Raw genomic sequence first — 13,486 nt, forward strand, 5'->3', positions numbered from 1 at the left:
CTCCTGTGGTGTAGGGGGCCGGACGGCTCAGACGGCCTGCGGGAAACGGAACAGCCGGCCCGGGTCGTACGTCCGCCGGACCGCCTCCAGCCGGGGGAGGTTGGCGCCGTAGTAGGCCGCGCGCCAGCCGGCGAGAGCCGGGTCGGCGTAGTTCTGGTAGGCGCCGCCGGCCGCCCAGGGGCGCAGGTCCCGCCAGAGCCCGTCGAGCCAGGCCCGGTGCCGGGCCACCTCGGGACCCGGCGCGGACGACGGCCAGGAGACGAGGTACTGGGCCAGGAAGGCGCTGTCCCGGTGGACGAACGCGGTCCGGGCGGCGGGCACCCGGTTCAGGGCGCCCCCGCACACCCCGTCGAACTGGACCACCCCGACACCCCCGCGCGGAGCCTCCCGCGCGTAGCGCCGGACCGCCTCCAGGACGGCCCCGGCCGCCGCTTCCGGCAGCCCGTCCGCGCCCCAGAAGTCGGAGCGGGCGGCGTAGCAGTCCCGGCCCAGGCGGCCCCGCGGATCCCGGCCGGGCAGCAGGCCCGGGAGCCGGCACTGGCCGGGGGTGCGGTCGAGACAGCCCGCCATGGCGCGCACGGTGTCGCCGTAGCTCCGTACGACGGTCCAGCTGTCCCGCGCCTCCCGGCCCACGAGGCCCGTGAGCCGCGACAGTTCCCGCTCCAGCTCCGTCCGCCCGTCCAGGCACACGACCCGGACGGCGGGCACGACCGGGGCCGGGCCGCCCTCGCCCCCGGACTCCACCGTGAACTCGACCTGGCTCCAGAACGGGTCCGCCAGCCCGCCCAGCCAGCGCTGCCAGCCGCGCAGCACCGCCGGGGAGTCGGCCTGCGCCCAGTGCAGTTCGGCGAAGGCGGCGTCACCCACCGGATGGGTGCGCAGCCGGAGCTCGGTGACCACCCCGAAGTTGCCGCCGCCACCCCCGCGCAGCGCCCAGTACAGCTCGGCGTCCCGGTCGGGTCCGGGCTCGCGCACCACCCCGTCCGGGGTCACGGCCCGCGCGCCCGAGAGGCGGTCGCAGGTGGCACCGTAAGCCCGCGTGGAGAGGCCGAGGCCACCGCCGAGGGTGAGGCCCGCGATGCCGACGGAGGGGCACAGCCCGGCGGGGACGCCGAGACCGCGCGCGGCCAGGACCCCGTGCACGTCGGCGAGCCGGGCCCCGGCGCCGACCCGTACCTCGTCCCCCTCGACCGTCACCGCCGCCATCGCCCCGGTGTCGACCACCAGCCCGGCGGCCACCGTGGACCACCCCGCGTAGCTGTGGCCGCCGCCGCGCGGCACCACCGGCGTGCCCGTGCGGCGGGCGAAGTCCAGGCAGACGGCCACGTCCCCGGCGTGCGCCGGGTAGGCCACGGCGGCCGGGGCGACGGTGTCGTAGCGGGGCTGGAACAGCTGCCGGGCCTCGGCGTAGTCCCCGTCGCCGGGCAGGACCACCCGCCCGTCCGTCGCGCGGGCGAGCGCCGCGAAGTCCGGGGCGGTCCGCGGCGGCCGGGGGCCGGCTCCGACGGAGGCCAGGACGGCGGCCGCGGTACCGGCGAGGACCCGGCGGCGTGGGAGGTGCATCCCCCCTTCCTGCCACTGCCGGGCCCGATCGCGGCGAAGGCGGGCCCGCCGGGCCCCGTTTGTCAGCCAAACAGATTACGCGCGCCCCCCGATGCCCCCCAACCCCTCGAAGCTCCCCAGCCCCCCGAAGCCCGCCGGCCCCGCCGCCCTCACCCCGTCGGCGGCTTGCGCGCCAGCAGGAACCCCTGCGGGCCCTTCTCGTCCTCGCCCGGCCGGCGCACCAGTCGGCCCGTCTCCACCAGGCCCGCCCCGGCCAGCAGGCCGGCGACGAGCGCGGGCGGGGCCTCGTACACGTCGAGGTCGACGGGATGGCCGTAGGCGTGCTCCAGGACGCGCCGCCCGTCCCCGGCCTTGAAGGCGACCAGCGCGTACCCGCCCGGCGCCAGCACCCGGGCGAACTCCGCGAAGACGCCCTCCAGTTCCCCGGGCGGTGTGTGCACCGTGGAGTACCAGGCGACGACCCCGCCCAGCACCCCGTCGGCCACGTCCAGCGAGGCCATCCGGCCCACCTCGAAGCGCAGCCCCGGATAGCTGCGCCGGGCCACGGCCACCATCGCGGGGGACAGGTCGACGCCGAAGGCCCGGATGCCGAGACCGTCCAGGTACGCCGTGATCCGGCCCGGACCGCAGCCGAGGTCGGCGACCGCGCCGCCACCGGCGGCCCGTACGCACTCCGCGAAGGCGCCCAGCATGGCCCGGTCCAGGGGTTCGGCCTCCAGGGCCCCCGTCAGCAGCCGGGCGTAGTCGGCGGCGACGGCGTCGTAGGAGGCCCGTACGGCACTCAGGCGCGAGGTCTCTGTCATGCCCCTGAACAGTAGCCCGCCCGGCCGCCGCCCTCACCCCCGGCCCGGACCCGGAGGCGCCTGTTCCGCACCCGTTCCGTCCCCGGCGGCCCTCCCGTCAGCCGCCGGTCAGCGGGGACGGCAGCTCCGCCCACTGGTCGCCGGGCGTCCCCGGGCTCAGCCGCATCAGGGTCAGCGCCTTCGCCGGCAGCGGCCCGCTGCGCAGCAGCCCGGAGTCGGCGGTCGGCGCCATGCCGTCCAGCCCGGCGGCCAGCGCCTCCCCGAACACCGCCGACGAACCCGCCGTGGCGGCGAGCGCCCCGGCCGCCAGAGAGCCGAAGAGCTTGCGCCGCAGCACGGTGACGTCGTCGGTGACCAGCCGCCCCGCCAGCGGGGGCACCGCCAGCCCGTGCCGGGCGAGCCGGGCCGGGCTGATCCGGATGTCGGCGAGGTCCCGGTAGACCAGCCGCAGCGGGGCGCCGTCCGGGGCCAGGACCACCAGGAGGTTCTGGCCGTGTGCCTCCAGCGCCACCCCGAGGTCGAGCAGCGTCAGGCACACCGACAGCGCCAGCCGGGCGAACGCGGCCTGCCAGGCGGCCGACCGGGCCGGCGCGGTGCCCGCCAGCGCCGCCACCGGCACCACCCGCTCGCCGGGCCGCGCGTACGCCTCGGGGGCCTCGCGCAGCACCGCCGCCAGGTCCGGGCCGTACGCGGTGGCCGCGCCCAGGGTCCGGGTGATGTGCAGCCGCCCGTCGAGCCGCTCGGTCAGCGCGTGCGCGAACGCGGAGACGACGGCGGCCGTCTCCACCGAGTACCGGGAGATGTCCCGTACGGACGAGGTCAGCCGGGTGCTCAGCGCCGTCTTCACATGGGGACCGCCCGCCGCCGGGGCGAGCGTGCGCAGCGCCATCAGCGGATGCGCCGCGAACGCGTCGGGCCGTACCCCCTCACCCTTCAGCACGTGCTCCGCCTGCCACGGGTGCACCGGCACCAGGATCCGGTCCCCCTCGCGCAGGTGCTCCGGCCACTCCCCGGCGACCAGGCACTCCCGCGCCGGTACGGGGACCAGCCCGAGCCCGACCAGCGGCCGGTGCTCCGGCGCGTAGGCCAGCTGCTCGGCGACCGAGAACCCGGGACGCGAACGGCAGTTGGGGTGGTAGGGGTGGCCGTCGACCACCCGCTGCTCCCACTCCCAGCCGGTCCGCGGCTCCTCCCGGCGGCCCGTCGGCTGTCCGGCCCGGGACAGGGCCAGGGAAGCGGTGCTGTCGTCCAGCTCGGCGGCGAACGCGTCCCCGTGCGGCACCCGCAGCGCCGCCACCAGCCGCGCGGCCTGCCGGTAGGCGCGCCCGTCCAGCCGCAGCGAGGTGACCCGGGCGCCGGTGGCGTAGGGATCCACCGGCGGCCCCTCCAGCCGCCGGCCCCCGGCCAGCACCAGGGTCAGCGAGTCCGGCCCGTGCTCCCGGCGCACCACCCACGGCAGCGGCTCGAAGGCCAGGCCCCGCCACAGCCGGCTCAGCACGGCGGTCCGCGCCCCGTCCAGCGAGGCCTCGTACGCGGACCCGAGCCCGGGCCGTACGCCGGCCAGCGCGGCGGCGACGGCCTCCTCGGCGGCGGTGGCGGCCGGGCCCCCGGGGGCGGAGCCGAAGGCGGGGCCGGGCGCGGGGCCCGCGCCGGGGTCGGGAACGTGCGTGCTGCGGTCCAGGGTCCCGTTCCTTTCAGGTCGCTTCAGTTTTCGGTCCTGTCATCATCGCGGATACTGAAGATCACGGCCGGTGGTCCCCTCCGCGGACCTCCGGCGCTCCGGATGGACCGAATGGAACCAGTGGACCTCACCTCCGCCGCCGACGCCCGCGCGGCCGCCCCGCTCCTTAACTGCCTGCTGCGGGAGGTGGCCGACGCCGAGGGGGACGGCGTCCACCGGCTGCGCGGCAGCGGCCGGCTGCTGCGGGTGCGCGGCGGGCACCGGCCCACGGGAGCGGACCTGCGCACGGCGCGGGGCTGGCATCCGCTCAGCCACGCGGAACTGGTCAAACTGACCTCCGACGAACTGCTCCGCTACACCGGGGTCGGCAACGACGAGCTGCCCGGCGAGATCGCCGACAGCCGGCACACCGTGGCCGTGCTGCTGGCCGCGCGCGCCACCGCCGAACCGCCGCGGGATCCGTACCTGCGCTCCGAACAGGCCCTGGTCACCGGGCATCCGTACCATCCCGCGCCCAAGGCCCGCGGTGGTGCGCCCGCCGCGAGCTGGCTCCCGTACGCCCCGGAGGCGTACGCCCGCTTCCCGCTCGCCGTCCTCGGGCTGCGCGAGGACCAGGTGGCCGAGGAGGGTGGCCGGGCCGCCGCCGACGCGCTCGACGCGCTGACCGGGATGCTCGACGGCCCCCGCCCGCCCGCCGGGTACCGGGCGCTGCCCGCCCACCCCTGGCAGCTCGAACTGCTCGCGGGACGGTCCGCCCTACGGGAGGCCCTCGCCGACGGGCGGCTGCTGCACCTGGGGCCGACCCGGCTGCCGGTGTGGCCCACCGCCTCGATCCGGACCGTGCACGTGCCCGGCGCCGGCGCCGACCTGTTCGCCAAGTTCAGCCTCGACGTGCGGATCACCAACGACATCCGCCGGCTGTGGCGCCACGACCTGCTGAAGCTGCGCCGTACGGACGCGGCCGTCGAGGAGGCCTTCGCCGACCTGCGCCGCCGGACGGGTTCCGGCGCGGTCTGGCTGTGCGACCGCGGCTACCGCACCGCCGCCTTCGCCTTCGAGGAACTCGCCGTCCTGGTCCGCGACGGCCTGCGCACCCGGGTGGCCGAGGGGGCGACCCCGCTGCTGGCGGCCGCGCTCGCCGAGAGCTTCCCCGGCAGCCCCCTCGCGGCCGCGGCGGACCCGGCCGGCTGGTGGCGGGCGTACCTGCGCCACGTCGTGCCGCCGGTCCTGGACGTGTTCGCCCGGCACGGCATCGTGCTGGAGGCCCACCTCCAGAACTGCCTGGTCGCGGTGGACGAGGGGGGCATGCCGGTGCAGGCCCTCTTCCGCGACGCCGAGGGCGTGAAGCTCCCGGATGACGTGCCGCGCGAGGAGGGCTGGCAGCGGCTCGTGTACTGCCTGGTCGTCAACCACCTGGCGGAGGTGGCGGCGACGCTGGCCGATCACCATCCGGAGCACGCCGAGGCGCTCTGGCCGGCGGTCCGCGCGGAGCTGCTGCGCTACGACACCGCGTACGGCCTGCCGGAGATCGCGGACCTGCTGACCGCCCCCGCCCTCCCGGCCAAGACGAACCTGCTGCTGCGCTGGACCCGGGCGGACGGCGCCGCCGCCCGGTACCTGCCGCTGCCCAATCCGCTCCGGGCACAGGCCGGGGACGGGATCCGGCCAAGGTGATCCGGGCCGCGGAACCGCCGTACCGAAAGGTATAGACCAATGTTAGGTTGTCCGGGCAGACCGCGCAGTTCTTGACCACCCGTCAGAGGAGAAGCCATGCCCTCCCCTTCGCGGGGCGGCGGCCCGGCCGCCATGCCCAAGTACCAGCGGATCGCCGCAGCGTTGCGGGACGATCTCGACCGCGCCCCCCTCGGCCCCGGCGGCCGGCTGCCGTCCGAACGCACCTTGGCCGTCCGTTACGGGGTCAACCGCCAGACCGTCCGCGCCGCCCTCCAGCAGCTGCGCGCGGACGGACTGATCGTCACCGGCCGCCGCGGCACCCGGGTCGCCGGGAGCGGCGCCGCCGGGGCCGGACCGGCACCGGGCGCGCCGACGGCGCGCCGCACCCCGGCCGGGACCACCGTGAACCGGCTCGCCGTCGTGACGGTGCCGCCCTCACTGGCCGCGCTGCTCGGCATGAGCGGCGGCACGCGCACCCTGGTCCACCACCACCGCCTCCTCGGCCCGGGTGGCGAGACCCGCCGGCAGGCCGTCACGTACTTCTGCCCGCGCACCGCCGCCCGGACCCCGGAGCTGGCGCCCTACCTCGACCGGACGGCCGCCGTCCATGACGAGGACCTGCGGCCGCTGCACCACTGGCTGGAGCGGGCCGCCGTGCGGGGCCGGACCTCCGAGACCATCACGATGACCCGGACGAGCCATCCCGCGGCCCCGGCCCCCTCCTGCGGTCTGTCCGTTCGCCGCCTCCTGCACGACGCCTCCGGCCGGCCGGTCGCCGTCACGGACCTGGCCTTCCCCACCTGGGACCGGCTCACCTTCGACCGCCACCCGCAGGCGGCCGGCTTCCTCGTCAGCTAGCTCCGGAGGTCGCGCCCGCGTGCGGGGTGCGGTCGGGCGTCAGAAGGGCGGCCGGGGGCGCGGTGCGCTCGTGCCCCGGGGCGGCGGACGCGTCCGGTCTGTGCCGCGCCCCCGGTTCCGGGGCCCCGTCGGGGTCGGCGTCGTCCTCGTCCACGTCATCGGGGTCATCGGGACCGGGGTCCGCCGCGGGGACTCCGGTGAGCAGGGCGAGCAGGCCGGCCACCTGGACGCCGGCTTCCGCGGGGTGCTTGAACACCGCGTTCGCCGAGATCTCGTACCGGTTGCGCCGGCCGTCCCGCACCCGTTGGAGGTAACCGTCGGACTCCAGGTCCGTCACGATCGTCTGCACGGTGCGCTCGGTGAGCGCGCACGCCACGGCGACATCCCGCAACCGCGCCGCCGGGTCCCGGGCGATGGTCACCAGAACTCGGGCGTGATTTGTAAGGAATGTCCAGTTTTGTCGACGCGTCATGCTCCCCATGTGTTCATGATGCGTCACATGATTCACGTGACGCAAGACGCGAAATCAGTTTCCGGTAATTCTTGACGTACGAGCGAAAGAGGGCCAGCATCTACCCAGTCGAAGGTCCCCGCGCCGCAAGCCGACCAGCCCAGGGAGCGAACCCATGCCGGTACCCACTTCAGCCCGCACCGCCGTCACGGACGTCATGGACGCCCGTGTCCCGGCGCCCGCCGTCCCCGGCCCGCGTGCCGCTCACATCGCCGACATCGCCGGGCTCCCCCGTATCGAGGAGCCCCGCGAGATGGCTCCGGCGGATGCCCGCGAGCTGTCGAAGGCGTTCTTCAAGCGCCTGCGCGAACTCTCCGAGGGCACTCCCGAGTACCAGTACGTCCGCAACACGCTCATTGAGATGAACGCCTCACTCGTCCAGTACGCCGTGCGCCGCTTCCGCAGCCGGGGTGAGAACGGCGACATCGAGGACATCGTCCAGGTGGGCACGATCGGCCTCATCAAGGCCATCGACCGGTTCGACCCGGCCCGTGAGAACGAGTTCTCCACGCTCGCCATGCCGTACATCACAGGCGAGATCAAGCGCCACTTCCGCGACACCACCTGGGCCGTCCGCGTTCCGCGCCGGCTCCAGGAGCTGCGCATAGACATTGCCAAGGCGAAGGAGGAGCTGACCGTACGGCTCGACCGCTCGCCGACCGTCGCCGACCTCGCCGCCCATCTCGACCTCACCCAGGAAGAGGTCATCGAGGGCCTCGTCGCCGCCAACGGCCACACCAGCGGCTCGCTGGACGCCCCGCAGAGCGAGCACGGCGACGGCCCCGCCGAAGGCCACACCCTCGCCGACGTCATGGGCGAGGAGGAGCCGGCCATGGAGCTGGTCGAGGACATCCAGACCCTCGCCCCGCTGCTGGAGCAGCTCAGCGAGCGCGAGCGCAGCATGCTGCGGATGCGCTTCGGCGAGGAGCTGACCCAGGCCCAGATCGGCGCCGCCCTCGGCATCTCCCAGATGCAGGTCTCCCGGCTGCTGACCCGGCTGCTCGCCCACCTGCGGGCCTCGATGCTGGACGATTCCGCCCCCACCGCGGCAGCCGCCTCCGCACGCCGCGCACGGTGATCCGGGTCACGTCGCCGTTTGCCCCGGTGAAGACCGGGCAAACGCGCGGCTGGAGCGGAACCACGCCTTCCGGCCCTTGGGGCGGGAGGCGTGGATCATGCGGGCCGATCCCGCCCCGCTCCCCGGCCACCGCCGCCAGCGGTGCCCCGGACCCCGTACGACCCGCGAGGTACATGTGTCCACGCTCCAGGCCGAACACGTCTACAAGGTGTTCGGAAGACGACCCGACCGGCTGAAGGCAGCCGTCCGGGACCTCGAACGCGGCGCCGACCGCGACGAGCTGCGTGCCGAGGGCACGACGGCCGCCGTGATCGACGCGTCCTTCCGCGTCGAGGCCGGCGAGATCTTCGTCGTCATGGGGCTGTCGGGTTCCGGCAAGTCCACCCTCCTGCGGATGCTCAACGGCCTCCTGGAACCCACGGCGGGACGCATCCTCTTCGACGGTGAGGACCTCACCGCACTCGGTGCGCGTGAGATGCGCCACGTACGCTCCACCAAGATATCCATGGTCTTCCAGCACTTCGCGCTCTTCCCGCACCGCGACGTCCTGGCGAACGCCGCCTACGGCCTGGAGGTCCAGGGCGTCCCCCGGGCCGAGCGCGAACGGCGCGCCGCCGAGGCGCTGGCGCTGTGCGGGCTCGGCGGCTGGGAGAAGTCCTGGCCCGACGAGCTGTCCGGCGGCATGCAGCAGCGCGTGGGCCTCGCCCGCGCCCTCGCCACCGACGCCGACCTGCTCCTGATGGACGAGTCCTTCAGCGCCCTCGACCCGCTGATCCGCCGTGACATGCAGGACCAGCTCCTGGAACTCCAGCGGACCCTGAAGAAGACCATCGTCTTCATCACCCACGACCTCAACGAGGCCATGCGCCTCGGCGACTCCATCGCCGTCATGCGCGACGGCCGCATCGTCCAGCAGGGCAGCGCCGAGGACATCCTCACCCGCCCCGCCGACGACTACGTCGCCTCCTTCGTCCAGGACGTGGACCGCTCGCGCGTGCTCACCGCCGACGCCGTCATGGACGAGGTCCCCGAGGACGCCGACGGCTGTGCGTGTCCCACCGTCAGCGCGGACACCCCGCTCGCCGACCTGTGCGCGGTCAGCGCCCGCGTCCCGCACCCGGTGTCCGTCACCGACGCGGACGGGGCCGTCGTCGGCTCCGTCCCCAAGGACCGGCTCGTCGCCTTCATCGGTGACGAACAGCGGCCCCCGATGGCCTGCGCGTGCGCGGAGGTGGCCGCCTGATGCCCCGCCTGCACCTCGGCGACTGGGCCGACAGCGCCGTCGACTTCCTCCAGCGCCACCTGTCCTGGCTCTTCGACGCCATCAGCACGGTCGTGACCGGCCTCTACGACGGCATCGACGCGGTGCTGTCCGCCCCGGCCCCGCTGCTCTTCGCGGGCATCCTCGCGGTCGCCGCCTGGTGGCTGCGCGGACTGCTCGCGGCCCTGCTGGCCTTCGCCGGGTTCGCCCTCGTGGGCTCGGTGGCCCTGTGGGACGAGGCCATGTCGACGCTGTCGCTGGTCCTCGTCGCGACCCTCGTCACCCTCGTCTTCGCCCTGCCGCTCGGCGTCTGGGCCTCCCGCTCCGACCGGGTCAGCGCCGCCCTGCGGCCCGTCCTGGACTTCATGCAGACCATGCCCGCCATGGTCTACCTGATCCCCGGCATCATCTTCTTCGGCGTGGGCGTGGTCCCCGGCATCATCGCCACGATCATCTTCTCGCTGCCGCCGGGCGTCCGGATGACCGAGCTCGGCATCCGCCAGGTCGACGGCGAACTCGTCGAGGCCGCCGAGGCCTTCGGCACCACCCCCCGTGACACCCTCTTCCGCGTCCAGCTCCCGCTGGCCCTGCCCACCATCATGGCGGGCGTCAACCAGGTCATCATGCTGGGCCTGTCCATGGTCGTCATCGCCGGCATGGTCGGCGGCGGCGGGCTCGGCGGCGCCGTCTACCGCGCCATCGGCAACGTCGACATCGGCCTCGGCTTCGAGGCCGGCGTCTCCATCGTCATCCTCGCCATGTACCTGGACCGGATGACCGGGGCGCTGGGCCGCCAGGTCTCCCCGCTCGGCCGCCGCGCCCTGGAGAAGACCCGCTCCGCCGCCACCGGAGCCGCCCGGCTGTGGAGCCACCGGCCGCAGCCCGCGTACGCCATCACCGGCGCCGTCGTCCTGGCCCTCGTGGCCGGCGGCATGAGCACCTTCGCCTCCCACGACGAGTCCCGCCCGGCCGGCGCCGTCGACATCGGCAAGGGCCGCACCGTCTCCATGGGCTACATCCCCTGGGACGAGGGCATCGCCTCCACCTTCCTCTGGAAAGAGCTCCTGGAGCGCTGCGGCTTCAAGGTCGACGCCCGCCAGCTGGAGGCCGGCGCCCTGTACACCGGCCTCGCCGGCGGCCAGGTCGACTTCCAGACCGACGCCTGGCTGCCCGTCACCCACGCCCAGTACTGGGAGAAGTACGGGAACAAGCTGGAGGACCTCGGCTCCTGGTACGGGCCCACCTCGCTGGAGATCGCCGTCCCCTCCTACGTGAAGGACGTCCGCTCGCTGGCCGACCTCAAGGGCAAGTCGGACCGGTTCAAGGGCCGGATCATCGGCATCGAGCCGAGCGCCGGCGAGATGGGCATCCTCAAGGACAAGGTGCTGGGGGAGTACGGCCTCGACGGCGAGTACAAGGTCGTCGACGGATCCACCCCGGGCATGCTCGCCGAACTGAAGCGGGCCTACGAGAAGAAGGAGCCCGTCGCGGTCGTCCTGTGGTCGCCGCACTGGGCCTACTCCTCGTACCAGCTCACCAAGCTGGAGGACCCCAAGGGCGCCTGGGGCAAGGGCGACGGCGTGCATACCCTCGCCCGCAAGGGCTTCGCCGACGACGAGCCGAAGGTGGCCGAGTGGCTGCGCTCCTTCAAGCTCAGCGAGGCCCAGCTCACCGGCCTGGAGGCGAAGATCCAGGAGACCGGCAAGGGCAAGGAGCAGCAGGCCGTGCGCGCCTGGCTGAAGGACCACCCGGAGGTCGACCAGCTCGCCTGAGCCTCCTTCCGTACCTTCCACATCTCCATGAGCGCGGCGGCGCGCGGGACCTCCACGGTCCCGCGCGCCGCCGCGTTCCGGGGGCGCGGCCGGCTCAGCCGACCGGCATCCGTTCGGCCTCGGCCCGGGCCGCCCGGTGTTCCCCCTCACCGGCGCGCGGGCGCAGCGGCCACCACAGCGACCGGCCCAGCAGCGCGGCCAGCGCGGGGACGAGCACGACCGACAGGACGAACGCGGAGAGCAGGATCCCGACCGCCGTCGCGAAGCCGGTCTGCTGCGTACCGGCGTGCGGGCTGACGGCCAGGCTGCCGAAGGAGGCGGCCAGCACCAGTCCGGCCGTCGCGATGGCCGGCGCGGTGTGCCGCACGGCGCGGGCCACCGCCGCCCGGGCCGTGCCCGGGCGCTCCATCTCCTCCCTGATCCGGTCGCTGATCAGGATGTTGTAGTCGGTGCCCAGCGCGACCACGAACAGGAACAGCACCAGCGGCAGGGTGAAGTCCACGCCCGGCCGCCCCATCCCGTGCTGGAAGACCAGCGTCGAGGCGCCGAGCGTGGCCGCGAAGCCGAGTCCGACCGCGAGCATCAGCACCACCGGCGCCAGCAGGCTGCGCAGCAGCACCAGCAGGATGACCGCGATCAGTACCGCCGCCACCGGGAAGATGACCTTCAGGTCCTCGTCGACAGCCACCGCGATGTCCGCGAACACCGACGCCGTGCCCCCGACATGGGCCTCGGTCCCGGCGGGGAGGTTCGCCCGTACCGTCTCCCGGACCGGACCGGAGACCAGGTCGCGGGCCTGCTGACCGGTGCTCTCGGTGGTCAGCAGCAGGTCGATGCGGGCCGCCCGGCCGTTCTCGCTCAGCGCGGCCGGGACGACCCGGCCCACCCCCGGCACCCGGGCCAGCGCCCCGGCCAGCCCGGCCACGCGCGCCGCGTCCAGCGGAGCCCCGTCCGTGGCGGCGACGAGCACGCTCGCCGGGTCCGAGACCCCGGCGGGCAGCGAGCGGGCTATCTCGGCGGCCGTTGCGACGGAGGCGGTCCGCTCGCCGTCCGCCCCGGACTGCCCGTAGTCCATCCGCAGGCCGGCCAGACCCGCCGTCAGCGCGCCGAGCAGCGCCAGCGAGGCCAGGACCAGGGCCACCGGGCGCCGGGCCGTGACCGCGCCGAGCCGGCCGGCCGCCCCCTCACGGGGCGTGCGCCGCAGGGCCTTCGACGGCCAGAACATCCTGCGGCCGGTCACCGCCAGCAGCGCGGGCATCAGCGTCAGGCTGCCGAACAGCATCACCAGGACGGACACCGCGATCGCCGGGCCCAGCACCCGGAACTGCCCGAAGGAGGCGATCCCGAGAGTGGCGAACGCGGCGACGATGGTCAGAGCCGCCGACGTGACGGCCGTGCCCACCCGGCCCGCGACCTGCGCGGCGGCCTCGCGCCCCGACTGCCCGGGGTGGTGGCGCAACTGCTCGCGGAAGCGGAACAGCAGGAAGAGGAAGTAGTCGATCCCGATGCCCATCAGCACCACGCCGATCAGCCCGGGCGTGGACGGGGCCAGCCGGATGCCGGTCGCCATGGCCCCCATGACCACCGCCCCGGCCGCCGCGCCCCCGACGACCGCCACCGCGACCAGCGGCAGCAGCGCGGCGAACACACTGCGGAACACCAGGACGTGGAGCAGCACGATCAACCCCATGACCACCGCGCCGACGACCTTCGAGCGGGTCTCCTCGGCGTCGGCCGTGTCCACCGTCGCGGCCAGGCCGCCGGTGAACCCGGTCCGCAGGCCCGCCTCCCGGAACGCGGTCCTGGCCTGCTCCCGGAAGGCCTTGTAGGTGCTCTGCACCCCCGGGTCCTGCGGGTTGCCCTTCAGCTCGACGGACAGCAGCCGGAAGCCGCGGTCCGGGGCGGTCATTCCCGCGCCGATCCGGGGCACCTGCGAGTGGTCCTGCATGAAGGGGGGATCGTCCTCGGTCTTCGGCATGACGACCTCGCTGCGCGCCAGCCGCGCGGACACCTCCTCGATCTGCCGCTCGTCCGCCGGGCCGAGCGCGCCGCCGTCGGCGCGGGCCACGAGCACGGTCAGCGGGTCGGATTCGGGCCGGGCGCCGAAGTTCTCCTCCGCGAGGCGCAGCGCGGCGGCCGAGTCGTAGGAGGCTGGCAGGAAGCCGTCGTTGCCGGGCTGGGTGGCGCGGAAGACGAACACCTGGCCCAGGATCGTCAGCCCGATGCCCAGCACCGCCCAGAGGGCGATCACCTTCCATGCGTTCCTCGTGGAGCATCCCGTCAGG

Annotated in this window: 10 protein-coding genes; 5 read left to right on the forward strand and 5 right to left on the reverse strand. The window is 74.7% G+C overall.

Annotated features, from left to right (window positions below):
• Nucleotides 1-27: 27 nt before the first annotated feature.
• The 3 genes from ACZ6ZT_RS02180 to ACZ6ZT_RS02190 form a co-directional block, all read right to left on the reverse strand.
• Nucleotides 28-1,563, reverse strand: coding sequence for an FAD-binding oxidoreductase (locus tag ACZ6ZT_RS02180; protein ID WP_469714695.1), 1,536 nt, complete (start codon nt 1,561-1,563; stop codon nt 28-30).
• Nucleotides 1,564-1,712: 149 nt separating this feature from the next.
• A complete protein-coding gene (locus ACZ6ZT_RS02185; protein ID WP_469714697.1) occupies nt 1,713-2,366 on the reverse strand; it encodes a class I SAM-dependent DNA methyltransferase in 654 nt (217 codons plus the stop codon).
• A 97-nt stretch (nt 2,367-2,463) separates the two neighbouring features.
• Nucleotides 2,464-3,930 (reverse strand): IucA/IucC family protein, encoded by a 1,467-nt coding sequence (locus tag ACZ6ZT_RS02190; protein WP_469715015.1) that lies wholly within the window; start codon nt 3,928-3,930, stop codon nt 2,464-2,466.
• A 219-nt stretch (nt 3,931-4,149) separates the two neighbouring features.
• On the opposite strand from ACZ6ZT_RS02190, the gene ACZ6ZT_RS02195 reads away from it, so the two are divergent.
• Both ACZ6ZT_RS02195 and ACZ6ZT_RS02200 read left to right on the forward strand, forming a co-directional pair.
• Complete coding sequence (locus tag ACZ6ZT_RS02195; RefSeq protein ID WP_469714698.1) at nt 4,150-5,721, forward strand: IucA/IucC family protein; 1,572 nt, start codon at nt 4,150-4,152, stop codon at nt 5,719-5,721.
• Between the two features lie 96 nt (nt 5,722-5,817).
• The gene (locus tag ACZ6ZT_RS02200; protein WP_469714700.1) at nt 5,818-6,579 is read left to right on the forward strand and encodes a GntR family transcriptional regulator; all 762 of its coding nucleotides are present in this window, start codon (nt 5,818-5,820) and stop codon (nt 6,577-6,579) included.
• Here the strand turns inward: ACZ6ZT_RS02200 and ACZ6ZT_RS02205 are convergent.
• Nucleotides 6,572-7,000 carry a helix-turn-helix transcriptional regulator gene (locus ACZ6ZT_RS02205; RefSeq protein WP_469714701.1) on the reverse strand — a complete coding sequence of 143 codons (429 nt, stop codon included), beginning with the start codon at nt 6,998-7,000 and terminating at the stop codon, nt 6,572-6,574. The two genes, ACZ6ZT_RS02200 and ACZ6ZT_RS02205, sit on opposite strands and share 8 nt — an antisense overlap.
• A gap of 247 nt (nt 7,001-7,247) precedes the next feature.
• Here ACZ6ZT_RS02205 and ACZ6ZT_RS02210 point away from each other — a divergent pair, with 247 nt between their 5' ends.
• The 3 genes from ACZ6ZT_RS02210 (at nt 7,248) to ACZ6ZT_RS02220 (ending at nt 11,201) form a co-directional block, all read left to right on the forward strand.
• Nucleotides 7,248-8,168 (forward strand): SigB/SigF/SigG family RNA polymerase sigma factor, encoded by a 921-nt coding sequence (locus ACZ6ZT_RS02210; RefSeq protein ID WP_469715016.1) that lies wholly within the window; start codon nt 7,248-7,250, stop codon nt 8,166-8,168.
• A gap of 175 nt (nt 8,169-8,343) precedes the next feature.
• Complete coding sequence (locus ACZ6ZT_RS02215; RefSeq protein WP_469715018.1) at nt 8,344-9,411, forward strand: quaternary amine ABC transporter ATP-binding protein; 1,068 nt, start codon at nt 8,344-8,346, stop codon at nt 9,409-9,411.
• Nucleotides 9,411-11,201: an ABC transporter permease/substrate binding protein gene (locus ACZ6ZT_RS02220; RefSeq protein ID WP_469714703.1), complete on the forward strand. Its 1,791-nt coding sequence runs from the start codon at nt 9,411-9,413 to the stop codon at nt 11,199-11,201. Before ACZ6ZT_RS02215 ends, ACZ6ZT_RS02220 begins: the two co-directional genes overlap by 1 nt.
• 94 nt (nt 11,202-11,295) lie before the next feature.
• Here the strand turns inward: ACZ6ZT_RS02220 and ACZ6ZT_RS02225 are convergent, their stop codons facing one another.
• Nucleotides 11,296-13,452: an MMPL family transporter gene (locus ACZ6ZT_RS02225; protein WP_469714704.1), complete on the reverse strand. Its 2,157-nt coding sequence runs from the start codon at nt 13,450-13,452 to the stop codon at nt 11,296-11,298.
• Nucleotides 13,453-13,486: the final 34 nt, after the last annotated feature.

It is taken from the genome of Streptomyces sp. NPDC102258 (genome assembly GCF_055584685.1).